20 protein-coding genes and 1 pseudogene are annotated in these 23,984 nt (G+C 49.3%); 10 read left to right on the plus strand and 11 right to left on the minus strand.

Annotation, left to right across the window (positions count from 1 at the left end; genetic code table 11):
• Positions 1-23: 23 nt before the first annotated feature.
• Positions 24-791, plus strand: a complete 768-nt coding sequence (locus SD10_RS19775; RefSeq protein WP_046576134.1) for a thiol-disulfide oxidoreductase DCC family protein — start codon at positions 24-26, stop codon at positions 789-791.
• A 26-nt stretch (positions 792-817) separates the two neighbouring features.
• Here the strand turns inward: SD10_RS19775 and SD10_RS19780 are convergent, their stop codons facing one another.
• Positions 818-1,621: an alpha/beta fold hydrolase gene (locus SD10_RS19780; RefSeq protein WP_046576137.1), complete on the minus strand. Its 804-nt coding sequence runs from the start codon at positions 1,619-1,621 to the stop codon at positions 818-820.
• A gap of 92 nt (positions 1,622-1,713) precedes the next feature.
• On the opposite strand from SD10_RS19780, the gene SD10_RS19785 reads away from it, so the two are divergent.
• The 4 genes from SD10_RS19785 to SD10_RS19800 all read left to right on the plus strand — a co-directional run bounded on the left by SD10_RS19785 (position 1,714) and on the right by SD10_RS19800 (position 3,419).
• Positions 1,714-1,959 carry a hypothetical protein gene (locus SD10_RS19785; RefSeq protein WP_046576139.1) on the plus strand — a complete coding sequence of 82 codons (246 nt, stop codon included), beginning with the start codon at positions 1,714-1,716 and terminating at the stop codon, positions 1,957-1,959.
• Positions 1,960-1,999: 40 nt separating this feature from the next.
• Positions 2,000-2,257 carry a hypothetical protein gene (locus SD10_RS19790; RefSeq protein WP_046576141.1) on the plus strand — a complete coding sequence of 86 codons (258 nt, stop codon included), beginning with the start codon at positions 2,000-2,002 and terminating at the stop codon, positions 2,255-2,257.
• Entirely contained in the window at positions 2,247-2,636 is a 390-nt protein-coding gene (locus tag SD10_RS19795) for a hypothetical protein (RefSeq protein WP_046576142.1), read from the plus strand. The genes SD10_RS19790 and SD10_RS19795 overlap by 11 nt, the downstream gene beginning before the upstream one ends.
• A gap of 69 nt (positions 2,637-2,705) precedes the next feature.
• Positions 2,706-3,419: a hypothetical protein gene (locus tag SD10_RS19800; protein ID WP_046576143.1), complete on the plus strand. Its 714-nt coding sequence runs from the start codon at positions 2,706-2,708 to the stop codon at positions 3,417-3,419.
• 95 nt (positions 3,420-3,514) lie between these two features.
• Here the strand turns inward: SD10_RS19800 and SD10_RS19805 are convergent, their stop codons facing one another.
• Complete coding sequence (locus SD10_RS19805) at positions 3,515-4,555, minus strand: LacI family DNA-binding transcriptional regulator (RefSeq protein WP_046576144.1); 1,041 nt, start codon at positions 4,553-4,555, stop codon at positions 3,515-3,517.
• Positions 4,556-5,027: 472 nt separating this feature from the next.
• Here SD10_RS19805 and SD10_RS19810 point away from each other — a divergent pair.
• A pseudogene (locus SD10_RS19810) lies at positions 5,028-7,016 on the plus strand (glycoside hydrolase family 3 N-terminal domain-containing protein).
• 9 nt (positions 7,017-7,025) lie between these two features.
• On the plus strand, positions 7,026-8,216 hold the full coding sequence (uxuA, locus tag SD10_RS19815; RefSeq protein WP_046576145.1) for a mannonate dehydratase: 1,191 nt from the start codon (positions 7,026-7,028) through the stop codon (positions 8,214-8,216).
• 212 nt (positions 8,217-8,428) lie between these two features.
• Here uxuA and SD10_RS19820 read toward each other — a convergent pair whose 3' ends face one another.
• Positions 8,429-8,887, minus strand: a complete 459-nt coding sequence (locus SD10_RS19820) for a GNAT family N-acetyltransferase (RefSeq protein WP_046576146.1) — start codon at positions 8,885-8,887, stop codon at positions 8,429-8,431.
• 285 nt (positions 8,888-9,172) lie between these two features.
• Between SD10_RS19820 and sufB the strand changes: the two genes are divergently transcribed.
• Positions 9,173-10,666, plus strand: a complete 1,494-nt coding sequence (gene sufB / locus SD10_RS19825) for a Fe-S cluster assembly protein SufB (RefSeq protein WP_046576147.1) — start codon at positions 9,173-9,175, stop codon at positions 10,664-10,666.
• 70 nt (positions 10,667-10,736) lie between these two features.
• Here the strand turns inward: sufB and SD10_RS19830 are convergent, their stop codons facing one another.
• The 6 genes from SD10_RS19830 to SD10_RS19855 form a co-directional block, all read right to left on the minus strand.
• Positions 10,737-11,465: a universal stress protein gene (locus SD10_RS19830; RefSeq protein ID WP_046576149.1), complete on the minus strand. Its 729-nt coding sequence runs from the start codon at positions 11,463-11,465 to the stop codon at positions 10,737-10,739.
• 80 nt (positions 11,466-11,545) lie between these two features.
• Positions 11,546-12,511: an SPFH domain-containing protein gene (locus SD10_RS19835; protein WP_046576150.1), complete on the minus strand. Its 966-nt coding sequence runs from the start codon at positions 12,509-12,511 to the stop codon at positions 11,546-11,548.
• 123 nt (positions 12,512-12,634) lie between these two features.
• Positions 12,635-13,834: an MFS transporter gene (locus tag SD10_RS19840; RefSeq protein WP_046576151.1), complete on the minus strand. Its 1,200-nt coding sequence runs from the start codon at positions 13,832-13,834 to the stop codon at positions 12,635-12,637.
• A gap of 354 nt (positions 13,835-14,188) precedes the next feature.
• Complete coding sequence (locus tag SD10_RS19845) at positions 14,189-15,949, minus strand: serine hydrolase (protein ID WP_046576153.1); 1,761 nt, start codon at positions 15,947-15,949, stop codon at positions 14,189-14,191.
• Between the two features lie 182 nt (positions 15,950-16,131).
• Positions 16,132-19,221: a DNA polymerase I gene (gene polA / locus SD10_RS19850; protein WP_046576156.1), complete on the minus strand. Its 3,090-nt coding sequence runs from the start codon at positions 19,219-19,221 to the stop codon at positions 16,132-16,134.
• Positions 19,222-19,512: 291 nt separating this feature from the next.
• Positions 19,513-20,505, minus strand: coding sequence for a fasciclin domain-containing protein (locus tag SD10_RS19855; RefSeq protein WP_046576157.1), 993 nt, complete (start codon positions 20,503-20,505; stop codon positions 19,513-19,515).
• A gap of 167 nt (positions 20,506-20,672) precedes the next feature.
• Between SD10_RS19855 and SD10_RS19860 the strand changes: the two genes are divergently transcribed.
• Positions 20,673-21,134, plus strand: coding sequence for a hypothetical protein (locus tag SD10_RS19860; protein WP_046576160.1), 462 nt, complete (start codon positions 20,673-20,675; stop codon positions 21,132-21,134).
• A 128-nt stretch (positions 21,135-21,262) separates the two neighbouring features.
• Entirely contained in the window at positions 21,263-21,778 is a 516-nt protein-coding gene (locus SD10_RS19865) for an acyl-CoA thioesterase (protein WP_046576161.1), read from the plus strand.
• Between the two features lie 12 nt (positions 21,779-21,790).
• Here the strand turns inward: SD10_RS19865 and SD10_RS19870 are convergent, their stop codons facing one another.
• Together SD10_RS19870 and SD10_RS19875 are read right to left on the minus strand one after the other, a co-directional pair.
• Complete coding sequence (locus SD10_RS19870; RefSeq protein ID WP_046576163.1) at positions 21,791-22,726, minus strand: phosphatase PAP2 family protein; 936 nt, start codon at positions 22,724-22,726, stop codon at positions 21,791-21,793.
• A gap of 2 nt (positions 22,727-22,728) precedes the next feature.
• A complete protein-coding gene (locus SD10_RS19875; RefSeq protein ID WP_262507324.1) occupies positions 22,729-23,928 on the minus strand; it encodes a DUF4833 domain-containing protein in 1,200 nt (399 codons plus the stop codon).
• Positions 23,929-23,984: the final 56 nt, after the last annotated feature.

The following is a 23,984-nucleotide window of genomic DNA, read 5'->3' on the forward strand; positions in this document are numbered from 1 at the left end:
GAAAGTTCAAAATACTAATAATCATGAAAAAGCTGATCATTTATGACGAAAGCTGCCCAATGTGTAAGCTCTATACAAAGGGCATGGTAGCGGCTGACACAAGTGGTTGCCTTACACGGCTCAGTAGCAGTCAGTTGACACCGGAAACGATAAATCGCATTGATCGACAACGAGCCCGGCACGAAATACCCCTGGTCGATCTTGACGGTGGTGAGACGCTGTATGGTGTTGACACCTGGATTTACGCCTTCGGAAAACAGAATAAACAACTTAAAAAACTGTTATCGCTGAACTGGATCAAATCCAGTCTGAAAACGCTTTACGCATTCATTTCCTACAACCGGCGAATCATCATCACCTCAGCACCGGGCCGATGGAACCTCCTGGACCTCCAGCCCGATTTTCGGCTCGGTTATCGGCTCGCGTTTATCCTCACTGTTTTTGGCCTGGTCGGCGGATTGGCCACCATCGTCCACTTCCCTATCTGGCTCCCTGCCGCTTTAGTGCTAATAATCAGCCAGTTGCTTGTTGCTTGCCTTTACTTAGCCCAGCGTCACGATGACAATTTTCTTCAAACAGTGCTGGATTATACTGGACATCTTGGCATGAGTTTGTTCATCGGTGGCTTCGTTTCGGCCATTGGCTTCAGCATGCACTGGCCCGCGTTGGCTCAGATCGGTTGTGCGCTTACCATGGGTCAGCACTTCATTCGTAGCTACCGGCTTGGCCTTAATCCCTGGTTGAGTGTCTGCTTCGCTGGCTTATTCTTCCTGTTGGTTATGCCGTATTAAAGCCGAGTCCGTTTCGCCATGAAGAGTTACTTTTTCAAAAACTCCACTACGGCTTTGGCAAATTCGGGGGTACGCATGGCTCCGCCATGATCGCCCGGCACAATGACCAGTCGGGAGCCGGGAATAGCATCAACCAGCGTCTGCGGATCGCCATTGTCCTTATCCTGGTCGCCATTGACCACCAGCACGGGCACCTTGATTTTGCCTAGCTCCGCTTTGGTGGTGACGGGCTGAAACTCCTGCAAACGAGCCAGTACAACCGTGTCGGCCCCCGACTTTTTGGCGTAATCGATAGCGCTCTGCAATTCTGGATGGCTACCGGGCTTGGTCAATGCTTCATGAAAATTCTTGCGCCGGTACCAGTTTGGGTCCGAGAAATCGACGCTGATACCGCCCATAACTGCTCGATGCACCTGCTTATCCATGGTCAGCAATTTGGCCGTCAGAATGGCCCCGCGCGAGTAGCCCACCACATCGTAGTTCGTAAGGCCCAGGTGTTTCATGAGGGCCATGACGTCCTTTAACTCAGTATTGTCCCGATACGCTTCGGCTGTGTGCGGTTTATCAGACAAGCCATTGCCTCGTAAATCGAGCATAACGACTTTAAACCCAGCATTGGCCAACGCTTGTCGGACGGGGGCTCGTTTCCAGCTTTCGCTGTTCGAGATGAAGCCATGTAACAAAACAACCGGCTTTCCTTCCCCCAGCACATCGTAGTGAATCTTTGTCCCGTCAAATGACGTAAATAACGGCTCACGGGATGTTTGCGCGTAAACAAGACCGGAAAGCAACAGGCTGGCAACTACGAAAAAGGATTTTATGCAGAACATGGATCAGTAGTGAATTTTGTATCCCCGAAATAAGTCTAACCTTTCGCTATTCTACCGGGTTATAGTTTACCACAGCTAAACACACTTTGACTATGACAACGCTAGAAAACAAGCCGTTACCTATGGATGCCGAAATAGTCGGTTCCAGAATAGGCCGCATTGATCCGAACCTATTCACGAATCAAACAGATCTGGATGAAGATGATGACGAGTTAGTAGAGAGCGACTTCGACGAGGAGACCACGGATGAAGATGGCGATCCCACCGGCGAACACGATCACCACCAGGATGACAACTACGCCTTAGGCGGCCATGTAACCCGGTCAGGTGGCCTTTAACAATTCCAGAATTTTACCATTTCCGCTAAATTCCAACCACATGAACCCTAACGAAACGATTAAGTATGACCCTGCTGACGATGAAAATCAGGGCATAATGACCAAGATGATACAGGGCGAAAACGCCGGTGGTGGCGTAGCACAGACTGAGTACCTGAGTCCCGTCGTGAATCAGGGACCTGAGCCAGAAAAGGAAGAAGTCAATGATTCGGATACAGAAGCCAATGGCGTAAACGACGACATGCTGGCAGAAGAAGACGTTGAAGAGGGCGACATAGACGAGAGCGATGACGAATAACCAACTCGCTCAACTCGTCATACGCATTGGACTTGGCATCAACATGCTCATGCATGGGCTGGTTCGTCTGCCAAAACTCAGCACCTTTGTGACTAAGACGGAAGCAGGCTTCGCCAGTACCATTCTGCCGGCTTTACTGACAAGGGCTTTCCTATATACACTCCCTTTTGTTGAACTGGCCGTCGGCATCGCAATTTTGCTAGGTGGTCAATTCACGAAATGGGGCTATTTTGCGGGTGGGCTCGTTATTGCTGCACTTTTATTTGGTACTACTCTGAAAGAAGACTGGTCGGGCGCAGGCCTGCAAATGACTTATGTGATAGCATTTTACCTCGCCTTGCGTGGCCTGGATTCTTCGGGACGAGGTCGGTTCAGGTAGTTTTTTGCGGTAAGTTTACAACGGTTACTAATTCGGGGGAGTCACTAAAGGAAACAAACCGAGTTAATAATGAAATCAACGTTGTTCTTATTGGCCGCTCTCACAGGCAGTTTACTCACCTTCACCGCTTGTCATCAGGAGAGCACTCCCTTACAACCCGGCCTCCCCTATCAATCTTCTTTTCAACGAAATACAGATGGCTGGACAGCCGAGCTGACGGATTATGGCACGGCACAATCCGACATTATGGAGTTCAAATCGGCCTACAAAGGATTACCAACGCCACTTGACACAACCCGCAAATCAATCCTGGTCGAAAGCATGAATCGCAGTGACGATGCGTTCATGTTTCTGAAGAGAAAAATTACGGGCTTGACGCCCAACACCGATTATTCCCTTGTCTTTGATATCGAACTAGCATCGAAATATCCAGGAAATTCGATTGGGATTGGTGGGTCGCCGGGCGGCAGTGTTTTCCTCAAAGCGGGGGCTTCGGCCGTTGAGCCGGTCAAGGTCCTAAAAGATGGCTTTTACACCATCAATGTGGATAAAGGCTCCCAAAATAATGAAGGAAAAGACGCTATTCTACTGGGCGATATCAGCACCGGGGCCGAGACAGAAGATTACAAGCTTATTAGCCGCTCTAACGTCAATAAGCCGTTTGTGGCCCGTAGTAGTGACAAAGGAGAACTCTGGCTGCTGGTTGGTACAGACTCAGGCTTCGAGGGATTAACGACGCTTTACTATAGCAGGATCAACGTAACAACTAAGGCGACGTTGTAAGGGTTGTACTCAGGCGCTTCAGTCCATACATGAACTAGAAAAACCACGGGCTGGAGCGCCTGAGCACACCCCTTACGTCTCTAACAATCAGCCTATTATTCATCATTTTTAACGACGGCAGTCCCCCGAAGCGATGACTTCCGGACGACTAAGCTGGTCTTTAGTACGTTGCTGATCGATGTGCTGTGTTCGCGCGGATTCCGGATCAGGTTGATCAATAACTCCGCAGCCGAGCGACCCATTTCGAAGGCAGGTTGCGCCACTGAGCTTAGCGGTGGATTTAACAAAGCAGCCATCGGCAGATCCGAAAAGCCGACTAAGGCAATATCATCGGGCATCGTTAAACCCGCTTCCGTTATGGCTGAATGACAGCCAATAGCAATGTTATCACTGGAGGCAAAAATACCATCGGGCCGCTCTGGTTTTGCAAGCAGGCCACGGGTAGCCACCAGCGCGCTGGTCGTGTTATACGCTGCGGCAACTACCCAGTCATCCTGAATAGGGCGGCCATAATCCAGCAAGGCGGCCCGGTAGCCGTGCAACCTCCGGCGACTAATGAGCAGATGAGCAGGCCCCGACACATGAGCAATGCGTTCGCAACCCTGCTTAATCAGGTGCTCCGTCGCTTTATAGGCCCCTTCAAAATCATCAACCGATACGTTATGCGTGTCTATCTCCTCACAAATTCGGTCGAAGAACACAATAGGAAATCCCCGTTCATGAATGGTCTTGAAATGCGCATAATCTTTCGTTGATGTAGACACGGAAACGAGTAGCCCATCTTTACGACGGTTGTAGATGTGTTTGACATTCAGCACCTCCCGTTCATAATCTTCGTGGCTCTGGTAAATAACAACATGGTATCCCTGAGCAAACGCCACATCTTCAATACCCGCAATGACGATGGCGAAGAATGGATTGGCAATTTCCGGGACTATAACGCCAATGTCATTTGTCTGACTACTTAACAAACTCAGCGCTACCGGATTCGGATTATAATCTAGACGCTGGGCCAGTTCCAGGACCCGCTTTTTTGTTTCAACCCCTATCTCCGAACTACCCCGCAGGGCCCTTGAAATAGTCGACGTGGATAGATTCAATGAGCGAGCCAGATCCTTGATGGTAACCGTTTTCATACGAGATCCGATAACAAAATAATTATATTCTACACAGGGCACGTTGCCTTATCACTTCCTCTCTAGTTAGTACATGGCTTCTACATTATACTACTTTCATTAGAAATAATTAGAAAATTATAAGTTCACGCAAAGGATCTCGGGAACGTTTGCGTGAAAATAGGGTCTTTTTTGCGCAACTTAATTTGTAATGATCAGAAAAGGCAATTACACTTAATACAAAATAGGGTTATTTAAAACGACTTCTTGCGAGCCACTTTCTTCTTTTTCTACAATTAACAGTCTGCAAGCCTAGCCTGAGAATCCTATAGACACCATTGTACCAACGCGTCACGAAGCTGGTCAGACTAAAGTTTGTATCGGCCGAAGGGCATTGACTACCGACAAGTATCCCTAACACTGAATAGAGTTTAACCGCACGTAACGCATGCATCCAATCAGACAGTCATTCTTTATCCAGAAAGTCATATTGATGGCTTGCTCCGTGCTTGTTACCAACGCGCTGGCTCAAAAACCAACACAACCGACGCTGGGATACCGATCCGTAAAGACCTTAACGCAAACCGGTTTGTTGTTCAAAGACCTGAATAAAAACGGAAAGCTCGATCAATACGAAGATTGGCGATTGCCTGTTGACAAGCGGATACAGGACTTGATTTCGCAGATGACCCTTGAGGAGAAAATTGGTTTCATGCTCATTAGTACCACCCGACTGGCTGGGGATAACTCATTCCAGCAGGGAGCCCCTAAGTCGGAGATTACCAGCGAATTCAATGAGGAAGACCTGGTGCAGAACATGAATATGTTCACCCGGAAGCCCTTGCCATACCCGATGATGATGGCTGCCGGAACAACCAAAGGGGTAATGCAAAACCAGTTGCGCCACTTTATTCTGCGCGCCAATACATCGGCTAAAATCATGGCCGACTGGAGTAACAAGTTGCAGGCGCTTTGCGAAAGCTCCCGTCTGGGCATACCGGCCATTGTTGCCTCGAATCCGCGCAACCACATAACCGTCGATGCTGCTATTGGGCTCAGCGTTGGCACAACGGTCTTCTCCAAATGGCCAGGCGAACTGGGGCTGTCGGCCATGCACGACCTGAAACTTACCCGCGAGTTTGCCGATATTGCCCGCCAGGAATGGGCGGCTGTCGGCATTCGGAAGGGCTATCAATACATGGCAGACCTCGCTACCGAACCACGCTGGCAACGGATTGAAGGCACTTTTGGCGAAAGTGCAGACTGGACAGCCGACATGACCCGTGAAGTTGTTCTGGGTTTTCAGGGACCCAAGCTGGGGATTCATTCGGTAGGACTGACAACAAAGCATTTTCCCGGCGGTGGGCCACAGGTAGAGGGCCAGGACCCACACTTCGATTGGGGGAAAGATCAGCATTACCCCGGCAACATGTTCGCCTACCATCTCAAACCGTTTCAGGCCGCCATTGATGCCGGTACGTCGGCCATCATGCCCTATTATGCCAAACCCATCGGCACGAAGTATGAGGAAGTAGCTTTTGCTTACAACAAAGCGATCATTAAGGACTTACTACGGGATAAGATGGGGTTTCAGGGCATCATCAACTCCGATACCGGCCCTATCGAGATGATGCCCTGGGGTGTTGAAAAGCTCAGTATCCCGGAGCGTTATCAGAAAGCCATCGACTGTGGCGTCGATTTATTTTCGGGTTCAGGCGACCCATCCATTTTGCTGGAAACGGTAAAAAAAGGATTGGTATCCGAGAAACGTATCAACGAGTCGATTACTCGTTTGCTACGGGAAAAGTTCGTACTGGGCTTATTCGAAAACCCTTACGTCGATGCAGATGTGGCCCAGAAAACGGTCGGTAATACCGAATTCCAGAAACGGGGCGATCTGGCTATGCGCAAATCCATCGTGCTGCTCCGGAACAGTGCGAAACTCTTGCCCCTGGCCCCAAAAACAAAGGTGTACATAGAGTCGTACTACGACAATGGTCGCTCCCAAACGGCCACCACCGTCATTAGGCCACAGAAAAATGCAGGAAGTCTGGTCTTTGTCGGCACAAAGGAAGAAGCCGATGTGGTGGTGCTGTGGCTCACGCCCAATAGCGGCAGTTTATTCAGTTCAACCGGTGCACCGATTGAGCTATAGTTATCGAAGAATAAAATCGATGTAGCGCATGTTAACGCGATCACCAGCACTAAACCAACCGTTTTACTCGTCAATTACACCAGCCCCTGGGTAATTGACGAAGTGGACAATGCAAACGTAAAAACCGTTTTGGCTACCTTTGGCACAACCACCGATGCCGTACTGGACGTGCTGAGCGGAGTGTTTAAACCAACTGGCAAAATGCCGTTTACAACACCTATTTCGCGGCAGGCTGTGCTCGACAATCAGTCGGATGTACCGGGCTATATGAAGCCAAAAGGCTATGCCTTGTTTACCTTTGGCGATGGATTGACTTACGAAAAATAATCTCTATAAATGGCATTAGAACAAACATGGCGGTGGTTCGGCCCGAATGATCCCGTATCGCTGTCGGATGTACGGCAGGCCGGTGCAACGGGTGTCGTATCTGCCCTTCACCAAATCCCAAACGGGCAGGTCTGGACCCGCGACGCAATTAATGAGCGAAAAAGCAGTATAGAAAAAGCGGGGTTACGCTGGTCGGTGGTGGAAAGCGTCCCCGTTCATGAAGACATCAAAAAACGGTCGGGCAACTACCGGCAATACATCGATAACTACAAAGAGTGCCTGGTTAATCTGGCAGCTTGTGGCATCGACACCGTATGCTATAACTTTATGCCTGTACTGGACTGGACCCGCACGGATCTGGATTACCGCCTGCCGGATGGATCAACGGCCCTTCGATTCGACACAACCGAGTTTTGTGCCTTTGAGGTGTATATTCTTAAACGACACAATGCGGAGAAAAGCTATTCGGAACAGCAGCTAACCCGAGCCCGGCACTGGCTCGATGCCGCTCAGGATGCCGATGTGCATCGCCTGACGCGCAACATTATTGCTGGCCTGCCCGGCAGCGAGGAGAGCTTTACCCTTGACGCGTTTGCCGACATACTGCAAAGCTATAAAATCGTAGATGAGGCCGTACTTCGGCAAAACCTATACACGTTCCTTGCGGAGCTAACGCCCGTTGCGGAAGACGCCGGCATCAGGCTGGCCATTCACCCCGACGACCCGCCGTTTCCTATTCTGGGATTACCCCGTGTAGTCAGTACGGAGGCCGATGCCCGGCAACTGCTGGCGGCTTACGAAAGCTCGTATAACGGCCTGTGTTTCTGCACAGGCAGCTATGGTGTACGCGCCGACAATGACCTGGTCGGGATGGTCGACCGGCTGGGCGACCGCATTAACTTTGTTCACCTGCGGGCCACCCAGCGCGACGCCGATGGCAATTTCCATGAGGCCGACCACCTGGCGGGTGATGTGGATATGTATGGCGTGATGAAAACCTTACTGACGGAACAACACCGTCGGAAGCAGGCAGGACGGGAAGACTATCGGTTACCTTTCCGGCCCGATCATGGTCACCGAATGCTTGATGACCTTGACCCGGCCAAGAAAACCAACCCCGGCTATACAGCCATCGGGCGACTGCGCGGTCTGGCCGAGTTGCGTGGCCTCGAAATGGGGATTGAACGAAGTCTATTTTAACGATTGGCTAATTATCTCCCTACCTCCCTGGTCCTTGAGGACATGGACTAGAGAAAACTTCACCTCCGTGGTCCGTGTCCTCACGGACCACTTTCGTATCAGCAAAACTCTCCGGTCAAAATTGGGCCGTGAGGTTACGGCTTGAGCAAAAGAAAAGATTCCACCTCCCTGGTCCGTGTCCTCACGGACCAGGGAAAAAAAGTAAACTCTAATTAGCTAATAGCCAACTTCATGCCTTCGTGGGAATCAACGAACCCGAGTGAGATATAGAACCGTTTAGCCTCGGGCCTTTTCTTATCCGTTGTTAACTGAAGAATGTGAGCCCCTTTTTCTCTCGCTCGCTGAATGGCATATTGGAAAAGTTCAGTGCCAACCCCTTGTCCGCGGTGCGTAGATTTCACGCGTACTGCTTCAATCTGAGCCCGTATACTGCCCCGATACGTCAAGTATTGAATAAACGTGAGTTGAAAGGTGGCCAGAATGACCCCGTCAGCCTCAACAACGGTCAGTTCTTGTTGCTTATCATTGGTTATACTTCGAAAAGCTTCGAGGTAGGCCATGGGCAACGGCTCCTGGAAGGTTTCTCTAGTGGCCCCTAATTTATCATCGGCAAGCATGCTGACAATCTCGGGCAAATCTGCTTCAGTGGCTAATCTATACGTCAAATTCATTGTTCTTTTTTCACAAATAAAACTTTATTCCGGTGTATTACAGAAGCCCTTCCTTTCTCCAGGTCCTGGTATACAAAAAGAATGGATAATCTTATAGGCATCCGACTGATGGGTGTAGAGCCTGCTCAACTTGTACATATCCATAAGCAGATAGACTAGAGAAGTGAGATGACTGAAATAGCGGAAAGTTTCCGATATTTGTCCAACCTGCCCGGAACGTACCCACCGGGCAGATTGTTAAAAATATATTGCAGTGGTGCAAAAACCACGCAATTAACCGAGACTATGAGCAAGGACGCGGATATTTTAGAAAGCATAACCAACGCCGAATATAAATACGGGTTTGAGACATTAATCGAAGCCGACGAGGCCCCGATGGGTCTTGACGAGACCACGATTCGTTTCATCTCTGCCAAAAAGAATGAACCTGACTGGCTGCTCGAAAACCGGCTGAAGGCCTTTCGAATGTGGCAGGAGATGACCGAGCCAAAATGGCCCAATGTTAGCTATCCTAAAATAGACTATCAGGCCATTAAATACTACTCGGCTCCAAAACAGAAGAAAACAGTCAACTCACTCGACGAAATCGATCCTGAATTGATCGATACCTTCAACCGGCTTGGTATTTCGCTGAACGAACAGAAACGGCTGGCGGGTGTCGTAGATGTACCGGGGCTGGATGCGGCATCGGGTGAACGCCCACGGGTAGCCGTCGATGCCGTTATGGACTCGGTTTCAGTAGCCACGACCTTTAAGAAAGATCTTGCCGAACGGGGCATTATTTTCTGTTCTATTTCGGAGGCCGTTCATGAGCACCCTGAACTGGTGAAAAAATACATGGGCTCCGTCGTACCCGCCAAAGACAATTATTTTGCAGCTCTGAACGCGGCTGTCTTTACGGATGGTTCATTCTGCTACATTCCTAAAGGCGTTCGTTGCCCGATGGAACTGTCTACCTATTTCCGAATCAACGCGGCCGGAACCGGTCAGTTTGAACGGACGCTGATCATTGCCGATGAAGGATCGTATGTGAGTTACCTCGAAGGTTGCACGGCTCCTATGCGCGATGAAAACCAGCTTCACGCAGCCGTTGTTGAACTGATTGCAATGGGTAATGCCGAAATTAAGTATTCGACCGTACAGAACTGGTATCCCGGCGATAAAGACGGTAAAGGGGGCATTTATAACTTCGTGACCAAACGAGGTATCTGCGACGGCCCGAATGCCAAAATCTCCTGGACGCAGGTTGAAACCGGTTCAGCCATTACCTGGAAATACCCCTCGGTTATTCTAAAAGGTGACAACTCGATTGGTGAGTTTTACTCGGTTGCGGTGACGAACAACATGCAACAGGCTGATACGGGCACCAAAATGATTCACATTGGCAAAAACACCAAAAGCCGGATCGTGTCGAAAGGCATTTCGGCGGGTAAGAGCCAGAACTCGTACCGCGGTTTGGTACAGGTAATGAAGCGTGCTGAAAACGCCCGCAACTACTCACAATGCGATTCGTTGCTGTTAGGCGATAAATGTGGTGCTCACACGTTCCCGTATCTGGAGGTAAACAACCCCTCAGCGACAGTAGAACATGAAGCCACGACCTCGAAAATTGGGGAAGATCAGTTATTTTACTGCAACCAGCGCGGTATTCCAACGGAACAGGCGGTAGCCCTCATTATCAATGGCTACGCGAAAGAAGTACTGAACCAACTCCCGATGGAATTTGCCGTAGAAGCCCAGAAGCTCTTGGCGATCAGTCTGGAAGGTAGCGTTGGATAACATAAATGGTTTATACATAAAGAAAGGCCGCTTCATTTCCGAAGTGGCCTTTCTTTATGTATAAACCATGCTATTTTTTTGCGTGATAGACCAGTACGGGTATATCGGATTTTTCAATCAGCGCTGTTGTATGGTTGGGGTGGAACAGGTTGTCTAGGAAGCCCGCCTTAGGCGACAATTCCATGACGATCAGATCGGCATGAACGTCATCGAGCTTATCTTCGGTTAGAACCGCCAGTTGTGCATCAAACGCCTTCAGCAGCGACTCGGTCTGAAACGTTACCTGCGCCTGGGTCGTCTGCGCCTGCATGGCATACGCAATGGTATGCACCTGCGCCGGACGGATGGATGCGCCATCGGCCGTAGTCGGAACGATCAGCACGGGACATCTCGCGTCATCGGCGACATCCGTAACGGCGCTCCCGGCCAACCGATCGAAGAAAGTATTCAAATCGCTGCGCCCCATGATAATCAGGTCAGCAGCACGTTCTTTAGCCACTTCCAGGATACCATCATCGACTGCACCAATCCGCCATTCGACATTGACCGACAGGCCCTCAGCCTCTAGCGTTGTCCCTAGTTTATTGATCTGTTGACGGCTGATCTCTTCAATTTCCTGTGAGGCCAGGATACCCAGCCCTGGATCACCGACCGTAGGCAAAGTTGAATCGGGAATCATGGGCTGGTACACATGCAAAAGCGTGATGGTTGCACCCGTTTTGTGCGCAAATAACCGTACCCAGTCCAAAGCGGCTGATGTATGATTCGAAAAATCTGTGGGAAAAAGCAAGTTTGTCATTTGTGCGTGAATCAGGGTTTGTTAATGAGAACAAACAAAACGGCCAACGTTCCCAATATTTTTTCCGGATTCTTACCGGCCTAACGTCTTCCTGGTACCGATGGGGGCGTAATGATGCCACCCGAATCGCCGTTGGTATTCATTTTTTCGACTGCTAGAAGCTGCTTCATTGTTTTATCCATTCCTTCGGTTGAACCATCCAGGAAAATGACATTGCCTTTCCCATTTTCGGCGAAGTGCTTAATAGCTTCTGTCCAGATCGAGAATAGAATCAGCGAGGCATCCAGCTTCGCTTCGGTCATCACTTTAGCCGACTCGGCCATGCCCTTAGCAACTTCTTCCCGGAACAGCGCAACGCCTTGTCCACGCAGTTGAGAGGCTGTTTTTTCTGCTTCAGCCGAAATCTGAATCGCATTACCTTCAGCCTCAGCGGCTTTGGTTTTTGTGATCAGGAGCGCTTGGCCTTCGTTCTCGGCCGCGGCTTTCAAGTTTGACGAAGCCACCACCTGCGCCATCGACCGCATAATGACTTCGTCAAAGGCGATATCGTTCAGTTGCAAATCCGTTAGGTGATAGCCCCAGCTTTCGAGCAGGGTATCGAGTTGCGCTTTTACATGTTCGATAATTTCGGAGCGAAGCGCCAGAATTTCCGATTGCCGTTTGGTGGCCACAAAACTCCGGATGGAGCCTTCGATGGTGCGAATTAGGGCCTGCATGAAGGACGATTCGTCAATGAATTTAAAGGCTACATTTTTAACGGTCTCTTCTTCCTGATTCAGCACCGAATACACCAGCATGGCTTTGAAGTTAACATTTGCCTGATCGGCGGTAATGGCCTGAAACGCCAATTCGACGGAGCGATTCTGGATGGAAATCCGCCGGTAAATAACCTCGATAAAGGGAATTTTGAAGTTCAGCCCTGGCCGAAGAACACGGGCATATTTTCCAAAAACCGTGATTACGGCCACAGTACCCTGCTGCACAATGACCACGGAGAGATAGACAACGACAAGCGCCAGTCCAAGAAGTAAGAGTAGAAAATTCATGAGGTTAACTGGTTAAACATAAAAAACGGATTCCGTGTAAAGTACGGAATCCGTTGATAGGATAATAAAAGTTTTGCCGGACCGGTCTACTATTACGGTCAAATGAGCCAATTATTTGGTACACTAATGCCCCGTGACCAGCTCGTAGCTATCTACCTCTTCATGCTCCACCACTCCTTTTTCTCTCTGCCGGAAATAGACGACTACCGCCAGCAGAAACCCGGCAAAGGCCAGACCAGCACCAACCCATTCGGGCGAAGCATAGCCCAGACCAGCCGCAATGGGCAGACCACCCAGGTAAGCACCTAGTGCATTTCCCATATTGAACCCCGCCTGACTAACCGACGAAGCCAGCATTTCGGAGCCGTTTGCCGCGCGAATCATCAGGATTTGAATAGGCGCTCCTAACGAGAACGCAATGGCCCCCGTTATGAACGTCATGATTAACAGAGGAATCTGATAAGACGACACCAGATAAACGCCGATCAGCGATAAGGTCATTAACAGTAAAAACAAAGCCGTGGCTTTACTGGGTGAAATCAAGTCGGCAATGCGTCCGGAGATCAGATTTCCCGTAGCCATGCCCAGGCCCGCCAGCACCAGAATCCAGGTGATCTGACTGCTGCTAAAATGGGCTACCTCCGTCAGTAAGGGAGCAATGTAGCTAAACCAGGCAAACAGACCACCGGTACCGATGGCGGTGATACCCAGAATGAGCCATGGCTCCACTTTGGTAAATAGCTTTAAATCTTTACGCAAATTTGACTCGCCTACTACGGGCATAACCGGCAGTAGTTTATAAATGCTGAACATGGTCGCTAGTCCTACAGCGGCTATAATAATAAAGGTGATCCGCCAGCTCATGGTGTGACCAATATACGTTCCGAGCGGCACACCAATGATGTTTGCAACCGTAAGGCCCGCAAACATCATTGAAATGGCCTGGGCTTCTTTGCCCTTGCCCGCCAATCGACTGGCGACAACAGCGCCTACGCCAAAAAATGCGCCATGGGGCAACCCAGATAGCAGTCGGGTGACCATCATGATTTCATAATTTGGTGCAAACGAGGAGAGAGCATTACAAAAAGTAAAAAGAGCCATCAGGCCCAGCAGAATTTTCTTTGGTGGATAATTCCCGGCGATACCAACCAGCAACGGAGCACCCAGCACAACGCCAAGTGCATAGGCCGAGATCAGGTGACCCGCTACGGGAATGGAGATTTGTAATGAACTGGACACGTCGGGTAAAATGCCCATAATAACGAACTCCGTCATACCAATACCGAAGCCGCCTATGGCGAGGGGTAACAGACTTTTTTTCATTTGCAGCGTACTAGTTTCTGACAGCTTGGGTAAGCTTTCAACACAGAAAGCTCACTATAGACCGCTTTGATAAACAGTCTATTTGATCAGACAAATAGAAAAAGTGCAAAATTGTTCCCCGCTCTACAAATGTTCTAATTTAATAGCCAGCCTGTACAATTTGTTCATCTGTACTGTCTATTAAATGAATAGAGAGTTACACTAAAGTCTTAAAAAACAATATATCTCCCCATTTTAAGCGTTACCCCTCAGACAGAAGTATTGGGAAGGTTAGGCAATAAAAAGTCCGAAAGCGTTTTAAACCACTTCCGGACTGATCCCCTTTACCTTAAAATTATTCAATTAATCAAACAATCAACGCACTCGTTTGCCAGGTAGGTTCTGCCCATTCTGGTGCAGAATGAGCTGCTCTACTTCACCTTTGTCGTTGCTGACAAACGTTACCTGGGCGTCAACTACTTTGAGGAAAAACTTGGTTTTGGATTCAGCAAATAACTCAAATGCGGGTTGGCCAGTTGCCTGTCCAAACAGTTTATCACCTTTCCGGGTAATTTCGATCGAAAAAGATGGTGCCAGTTGGTAGTTCCCGACGTACGAAGCCAGCGTCGCTGTATCGACTTGCACAACGGCTTGTTTGGGCGCTTCAGCCGTCTCGCCCAACGCTTTCAGCTTATCATAGCCATTCATGTTGCGCGGATTCAGCTCTACCGATTTTTTATAATCTTGAATAGCCGCTGCTTTATTTCCGGCTGTCATATACGCTTCACCCCGACTGTCGTACACGTTGTAAGAGTTTGGAAAAGCGTCAACATTGAACGTAAACACAGTGATCGACTCCTTCGTCTTTCCGTCCCGTAGCAACTCATAACCCAGACTATTCAATTCATCTTCATTCACACTATACGCTTTATCGGCTTTCCAGGCGGCAAACTTCTGCTGGGCACCAGCGATTGATTCTGTTGAGATCGACTGGCGCAGCAGATCAGTAACCGGCTTTTTGGGAGCCTGTACCGGCTGATCATAGAGAATACGCAGAATGTTTTGACGCATGGCATCGAGCGGAGCCCGGCCGGTGTTATTGAGTAACACAACCAGTTGTTTATCCTGAGGCAATCGGCTGATCAATGTATTAAAGCCGTTAATACCGCCACCATGTTCGATCAGGAGCAGGCTATCTTTCCGTTCACCAACCTTTGTTTTACCAACGATCCAACCATAGGCGTACCCAAAACCCGCTTCATAGCTTCCCAAAAACGGTGTAAATAGCGTTGCTTTTGCCTCCGCCGACAAAAGCGTATTCGTGTACAGAGCCTGATCCCAACGATACAGGTCCTCAACGGTAGAATACAATGACCCGGCTGCGTACGGAATCGACATATCCAGATAAGGTGCATTTACATAGCTCCCTTTCTCTTTTTCGTAGCCCGACGCCCGTTTAGGTAATATTGGACTGAATAGATCATAGCCCGTATCGCGAAGTTGAAGGGGTATGAGGATATTTTCCTGCAAGACCTGCGCATACGATTTACCCGTTACTTTTTCAATAATAGCGCCCAGCAGAAAATAACCGGAATTGCTGTAGTTAAACCTGGAACCTGGCGTAAAATCCAGCGGCAGCGCCGAAAAGGTTTTTACGAAGTCGCTGGGTGTATAGTAGTTTCGAGCGAGCGTCTCGAAAAACTTCGGCACATTGGTGTAGTTCGGAATACCCGACGTATGTGTCAGCAATTGATGAATAGTGATTATATCGCCGGTTGCTTTCGGATAGTCCGGTAAGTAGTCCGTGATTTTTCCAGTTAGTTTAAGCTTGTTTTGCTCAACCAACTGCATAATCAGCATGGCTGTAAACTGCTTGGTAATGGAGCCAAGCCTGAACTTTGTATCGGGTGCGTTCGGGATGTTCCATTCCATATTGGCCATCCCGTAACCTTTCCTGAAAATTACCTGTCCTTTCTCGGCCACCAGCACCGAGCCATTAAATTGACGATTGGTCACGTATTGCTTGACGAGCGCATCGATTTTAGCCGCTTTCGTCTGGGCGAACGTCGCTGATGTAACCAGTGAAACAACAGCAACGGTTAGGAAGATGAGTTTTTGTACAGGTTTGTTCTTCATGTGGGATACTGGAAAGGTGATTACCTGTCAAGATCAGCACTTTCTATTTTGCTGCATACCAAAAGTTAGCTGTCGGCAAAATGCGCTGATAGATGGCACAAAAAAATTCTGCTTCATAGAGTACCGGTTTCTTTAAACACTCCATGAAGCAGAATTTTTTGATTTGCCAGCGCCACGAACGATCAGTGCGCTACCAGCCAGTTTTCACCGATGCCGATACCGGTTTCCATTTTCACGCCCATCGGGATGGCATTCTTCATGATCTCATCGACGCGAACCCGAAGCAAATCAATTTCGTCGCGGTGAGCATCGAATACCAATTCATCGTGTACCGTCAAAATCATTTTCGACTTTAGCCGCTCGGCCTGCATAAACGCATGAATTTGAATCATGGCAATCTTCAGCATATCAGCAGCGCTTCCCTGAATAGGCGCGTTGACGGCATTTCGTTCGGCAAACATTCGGTCGGTCTGGTTGCGCGAATTGATGTCGCGGAGGTACCGGCGACGGCCCAGGATGGTTTCGGCATAACCAAAGCCCCGCGCCTTTTCGATGCATTGGTCGATGTAATCTTTTACTGCCGGAAAGCCAGCAAAGTATTCTTCGATAATCTGGGAAGCTTCCTTGCGCGGTATCTTTAACCGTTGCGACAAGCCAAACGATGAAATACCGTAGATGATGCCGAAATTGATGGTTTTCGCCTTCCGACGCATATCGCCGGTTACCTCGTCCAATCCAACGTGAAATACTTTACTAGCCGTTTGGGTGTGAATATCAACGCCGTTATTGAAGGCTTCGAGCATGGTTTGATCCCCACTGAAGGCCGCCATAATCCGCAGTTCGATTTGTGAATAATCGGCCGACATAATCACGAACTCCGGTCCACGTGGCACGAACGCTTTGCGAATTTCCTGTCCGCGTGGCGTGCGAATGGGAATGTTCTGCAAGTTTGGATTGGTCGATGACAAGCGACCGGTTGCCGCTACAGCCTGGTTGAACGATGTATGGATCCGCCCTGTGCGCTTGCTGATGAGCAACGGCAGCGCATCGACATACGTGTTTTTGAGCTTAATCAACTCCCGGTAATCGAGAATCTTACGGGCAATCTCATGCTCCGCTTCCAGTTTCGACAGAATCTCCTCCCCGGTGGCGTATTGGCCTGTTTTGGTCTTTTTCGCGTTTTTGTCGAGCTTGAGTTTATCGAACAGGATTTCGCCCAATTGCTTCGGCGACCCGATGTTAAATGGCTCACCAGCAATAGCAAAAATCTCCTGCTGCACCTGCTTCATATCGACATCGAGCGTGGCAGAGAGTTCAGCCAGGGCATTGGTATCAATCGTGATACCTTCCAGTTCGAGGTCGGTCAGGACCTGAACGAGCGGCATTTCTACCTGATCGAACAGCTTGTGCAGATTATCTTTCTCTAGACGAGGGGCAAACGCTTCTTTGAGCTGAAGCGTAACATCGGCATCCTCACCCGCATAATCGACTACCTTCTGAATGTCCACATCGCGCATCGTGAGCTGGCCTTTCCCTTTCTTACCAATCAGCGATTCGATCTCAACCGGGCTATAATTGAGGTACGTCATGGCCATCATGTCCATATTATGGCGCATTTCCGGCTCAATCAGGTAGTGGGCAATCATGGTATCAAACAGTTTCCCCTGCACTTCCACGCCATACTTTTTCAGCATCAACAGGTCGTACTTCAAGTTCTGCCCGATTTTCTCAATGGCGGGGTTTTCAAAAACCGGCTTGAACTGATCGACAATAGCCTGCGCTTCAGTACGCTCGGCCGGCACCGGCACATAAAACGCTTCGCCGGTGCGATAAGCGAAAGACAGGCCAACTAAATCGGCTTCGACGGGATCAAGGGCCGTCGTCTCCGAATCGAAACAAATACTTGGCTGCAAACTCAGGTAATGAACCAAGCTAGCCCGTAGTTCGGCCGTATCGACCAGGCGGTAATCGTGTTTGACGGAGAGAATCGTCTTGCGTCGCTCGGGCTGATTTTCATCCAGTTCATAATCTGGATACACATCCAGATAAGCCGGTGTCTGTCCGTCGGACGGTTCGATTTCGGTCACCTCGCCCCCGGCGGCATCGTCCGTTGTGATAGTATCCGACACTTTTTTGCTGGTAGCCTCGGTAGCCGATGCCACAGGCACTTTCACGGGCGTCCGTTTACTTTTCGGCTTTTCAGCCGGGGCAGGTGCGGGCGCAGTACCAGAGCCAAAATCGAACGGAAGATCGTCAGCACCGGAAGGATTCAACGCCCCCATGTTTGGGAAAGGCAGAAACGCAGGTGAGTCTCCACCGGGCGAATCAAACAGGTTCATTTGCGATGTATCACCCGTTTTAAAGGCGGCTGGCATTGGTTTTTCGTCGTAACTACCGCCCAGCAAACGGGTTTTCATCTGCCGAAATTCCAGTTCGTCCAGCAAAGCCGCCAGGCGGGGCTTATCGTATTCCGTATGGCGCAGGTGCTCTTCATCAAATGGCACCGGGACATCTAAATGAATGGTTGCCAACTCTTTCGAAAGCAAACCCTGCTGCGCAAAATTGACAACGTTTTCTTTGAGCTTTCCTTTCAGTTCGTCGGCGCGGGCAATCAGATTTTCGACCGTTCCGAAGTCGGCGATCAATTTCTGCGCTGTTTTTTCGCCAATGCCGGGAATACCCGGAATGTTATCGACCGAGTCGCCCATCAGGCCGAGCATGTCCGTCACCTGATCAATGCGTTCGATTTGCCAGCGTTCCAGAACTTCGGCTACGCCCAGTTTCTCGGCGGGCTTGCCCATAAAGGCGGGCTTATAAATATGAATGTGTTCTTCGACTAACTGTCCGTAATCTTTATCGGGTGTCATCATATATACCTCAAAATCAGCCAGCGCGGCTTTTTTAGCAATGGTACCAATGATGTCGTCGGCTTCGTACCCGTCGAGAATCAGCATGGGAATGTGCATGGCCTCTACAATCTGCTTGATGTATGGCATGGCTACGCTGATATCTTCGGGCTGCGACTGCCGGTTCGCTTTGTACATCGGGAACGACTCGTGCCGAAATGTCTTCTTGGCCGAGTCGAAAGCGACACCGATATGGGTTGGCTTCTCTTTGGTCAATACCTCGATCATGGCATTCATAAACCCAAAGACGGCGGAGGTATTGATACCCCGCGACGAAATACGAGGGGATTTACTGAAAGCAAAATGAGCGCGGTAGATGAGAGCAAGCGCGTCTAACAAAAACAGTTTTTTAGTCGGTTTGGCCATTCGATAAGAGTAACGGGTCAGTAAGTCAAAGGTCGAAAGTCTTGGCGACAATCGCGCCGTTCTGGCCTTACAAATTGCGAAGAAAAGAGGGAAAAATCCCTTCTAATCATAACAGGTATACAGGGGTTTTGATTCCAGAAAAAGGGGGTGATTGCGGCTTCCAAAGGCATAAATACGGCCAAATAGAACAGCGATAAAAGAGCAGCGGTGACGCAGGGACCGTAAAGAAAAGTGATTATTCCTCTTGTACGATCCCTACGCCACCGCTGCTCCTTTGGCGGTTAAATCAGCTTATTGCGGCAATAGCAATCGGTCAATAATATGCACTACGCCGTTTGTGGCTGTAATATCGGGGCCAACAATGTTCGATGGTGTACCCCCATTTCCTTTGCCTGTAACGGTCAGGGCCGTTGTGCTGATACCCGCTGTAATGGTACCTCCCTGCAAGGTTGACAGACTGGCTCCGTTGGTAATGAGTGGCGTATAGGTACGGCTATTGAGTACGTGGTAACTTAATATGGATGTCAGCGTCGCGACCGGAGTTTTGGCAATAGCTGCCGAGTCGATCCCTACTGCCTTGAAGGCCGCATCGGTCGGCGCAAATACGGTCAACGGACCCACTGCCGTTAGCGAAGCACCAATGCCTGCTTTCGTGACGGCCGCCTGAAGCAACTTGAACGAGGCTGTTGGCAACAAGAGAGGAATTCCCTGAATTGTGGCGACAATATTGCCAAAAACAGGCGGCAATAGTACGCGATCAATGGCATGTACAACGCCGTTACTGGCAAATCCGTCGGCTTGTAGTATATGTGCCCCGTTGATGGAAACCGTGGACGACGTAGTGGATGTTGAGGTTGCCTTCGATACATACAGGGGCAGTCCGGCTACCGTTTGCTGGGCCGTGTTAATGCCCGCCGGGATATCTGACGCACTAACTCGGGTGCTGAGTACGTGGTATTGAAGAACGGTTTTCAACAGATCGACGGGGGCCGCATTAATGGCCGCAGCATCAACATAGCCAAAGGCTTTGAAGGCGTCGTCGGTTGGCGCAAAAACGGTGTAGGTTCCGGGTTGGGAAAACGTTCCATCCAACCCAGCCCGAACAAGGGCTGCTTTCAATAAGGTAAACTTACTTCCGGTATTGATCAGCTCGCCAATCGTCGAAAGTGTAGGAGTGGTCGTATCTGCTTTTTTACAGGCGGTGAACGAAAAAGTCAGGGTGGCTAGTAAGACGACAAGTGAGGCCCACTTCCGCCCTGCGAATGCGTTATTGGTTGGTAACATAAGCGATTGGGTGTTTGTAAAAGAATGGTAGCGGCTATCCGTTCTGCAAACAACAAGGAATGAATTATTTTGTTCGCTTTTCGTCATGTATTCAAAGAATAGCCAGGTTGTACTCTCAAACTATTAATGATGACAACGGTTATTTTTAAAACCCCACCTCATTCACTATGCATACTTACTTCCTTATTGGCTTGCTAGCGGGTACGCTTGCCTGCCAGAGTCGCACATCTGAACAATCGACAACTTCACAATCATCCGAAAAAGCAACCGTATCTTCCGATACGCTCTGCTTCCGCCAGATCCTGAGCCGGGATACCACCACACTTCAATTAGTCATTAATGGCAATCAGGTTAGGGGTTATTTAGACAGTAATCCCTACGAAAAAGACCGGGCGCAGGGCCCGCTTGAGGGAACAGTGGAGTCTGGTCAAATTCAGGTTGACTGGAAGCGTTCGGGCGAAGGCACAACTCAACCGTACACGCTCAATCTAGTTACGAAAGGAGACAGTATTTCCTGGCTGGAGGGCGAACGAATTGAACGACAGGGCAAATGGGTACTTAAAGACCCTAAAGCGGGGTACGCCTACGTTCTTACCAAAATTGATTGCCCGACAACACCACTACGCTAGCGATTCGGCACGATCGCTGATTTGGCATTCCTCATAGCGTCAAATTCAGCGCTTCGTTTGTCAGTGTGCTTTTTTGGTCGTTGGTTTGCGTACCTTAAAACGGTCTGTCACTAACGCATCATCAACAAATGCCTCAACCCAAACATGCCCGCGAATCCATTACGGTTATGACCGAAATGGTATTACCCAATGATACCAATACACTCAATAACCTGATGGGTGGGCGACTTCTTCATTTCATGGATATTGCGGCTGCTATTGCCGCCCAGAAACACTCGAACCGGCTGGTCGTAACAGCCTCCGTCGATAATGTCTCTTTTTCGGAACCGATCCGGCTGGGCAACATCGTAACCATGAAAGCTCAGGTAACCAGGGCTTTCAGTTCATCAATGGAAATTTTTATTGAGGTTTGGGCAGAAGACATTCCGGCCGGACACCGGGTTAGCACCAATAGCGCCTATTATACGTTTGTGGCCGTCGATCAGAGTGGCCGGCCTATCGAGGTGCCGGCCGTTATTCCCGAAACAGATGAAGAAAAAGACCGGTATGCCAGTGCCCTTCGTCGGCGGCAGTTGCGCCTGGTACTGGCAGGCCGCATGAACGCGCAGGACGCCACAGAATTAAGGGATTATTTGAAGGTGTAATATACAGCTGGCTTAAGCGGTTAGCGCCACCATTTTCCGGATAAAGGATTGCAGCCAACTCATCTTCTGTAATTGGCGAAAGAGTGCGATTCCTGTCAGCGCACAGGTAATTCCCGCCAGAACGTCCAGCACATAATGGTGGCTTGTGTAAACTGCTGAGAACCAAATACCCACCATAATCAGGCCGAAAAACCAATTGATCGACCCCATCCTTTTCTTTATCCCATGATACAGGACAATCACCGGGTACGATGAGTGGAGCGATGGCATAGCCGCAAACACGTTTGAGCTCTTGGCATATATGGATGCAAAAACAGGCACACCAACATACTGATCAAAGGCGGCCAAACCACCCGTATTTCCAGGCGTATGCGGCTCAAAAGCAAACCCATGCGCCTGTATATACCAGGGCGGAGCCGCCGGGTACACGTAATACAGAACAAAGCCCAACAGGTTGACCAGCACAAACGTCAGGGCAAAGGGAAAAAACGCGGGACGATCTTTAAAGAAAAGATAGGTAGCAAATGACAGCGGAATGGGCACCCAGGTCAAGTAAAATAACCCGGTCAATATATTCAGGAAGGTTGTTTTATGCATTAGCCAGTATTCGTTAGGCGTCAGAATCGACTGGCCGTATCCAATACCGAACAGCCTCTTTTCCAGTGCATAAAGCGATTCGATATGTACCGAATTGTACTGGTAATTAGGGAACGCCTTCATGTAATCGAAAACGATCCAATAGACAACGAAAATGGAAAAACCAATGATGAACTTACGGCTCTGGCTGGATGCATAATACAATCCGTTTACCAACCCAACCAAGACAAGCTGATCGGATTTGAAGCCAACCAATGTGTATGACAGAAGTAGATAAGCCACGGATGCCGCACTTACTCCAACTACGCCTTTGTTGATAAATGGGCGACCAATTTCAGTAGGTTGATTCATTACTAGACCATAATCCGTTCTACTGTCGATTCACCCGTCAACGCATTCGTGCCTTCCAGTTGAATGTACTTTACATTCGGCATCCACATGGTGCCGCCTTCTATATGGAGATAAATGCGCCTAAGAATCACTTTTTTCTGGTTCACGGTCGCGTAGACGTAATAGCCAGCGTCATGGTCCGACTTTACCAGGTGCAGGGGCAATTTTTTGTACGATACAAAGGTCAGTTCATATTGCTCATTAGCGACAGGCCGGGCTTTTACACCATAAGCAAACGTGCGCTGAATGTAAGAAAGCTCCTTTTGCTGGCTCTGTTCGGTGTACCGAATCCAGAAAACGTGAACCGGGTCCTGCTTATCGAGTTGGCCATTTTTCAAATTCAGCGTGCAAATAATTGTATTCGGATTGGGGTCCCGCTGGATATAAAACAACTGATTGGGAATGCCTTTTGGTATGGGAAAGCTTGTTTTCCCTTTTTCCTGATGACTATCGTCTGACAAGGCACTAGCCGCCCGTGCGCTAGTCGGTACAGAATAGCCCAAAACGCTGCCAAGAAGCAAAAAAGTCACAGCGAATGTTTTCAGAGAAGACGGCTTCTCTTTTTCTTCAAGTCCTCGTTTTGCGTCCATGAGCCGGTTATAGGCGGTTATGTTGGTCATAATGGCCATTACTACCAGCGGTAGAGTAAAAATTGACATGGTCTCGAAGACGTGTATCGGTATGCCGGGTATGTAAACTTTAAAATCAGACCCTAGCAGCGGGGCAAAACAGCCGCAGGCCAGTGCCGATACGCCAATGGTAATGACCCGTTCCGGGCGTTGCATAAGCCCGCCTTTGCACTCGATTCCCAACCCTTCGGCGCGGGCGCGGGTGTAGCTCACCATCATGGAACCAATCAGGGCAATGAACGCAAACAGGGAACTGAAAAAATAGTGATGAGAAATCAGGTAGTAACAAATGCCCAGAAACATAATCAACTCACTATACCGGTCCAGCACCGAATCGAACAGGGCACCGTACAAAGAGCTCATTTTACCCAACCGGGCCACCTGTCCGTCGAGCATGTCGAACAAACCAGCAAACAGCACCAGCGCCCCGGCCCACCCGATGTAGCTGAAATCGCCCCGGTTACCCTGCTCGGCACCCGCGATAAATATGAACGCTACGCCAATGTTTAAGACAAGTCCAATGGTGGTAACCATGTTAGGCGTCAAACCTAACCGGATTAATAGTTTAACAAATGGGTTTATGACAGTAT

The organism is Spirosoma radiotolerans (genome assembly GCF_000974425.1).
Taxonomy (GTDB): domain Bacteria; phylum Bacteroidota; class Bacteroidia; order Cytophagales; family Spirosomataceae; genus Spirosoma; species Spirosoma radiotolerans.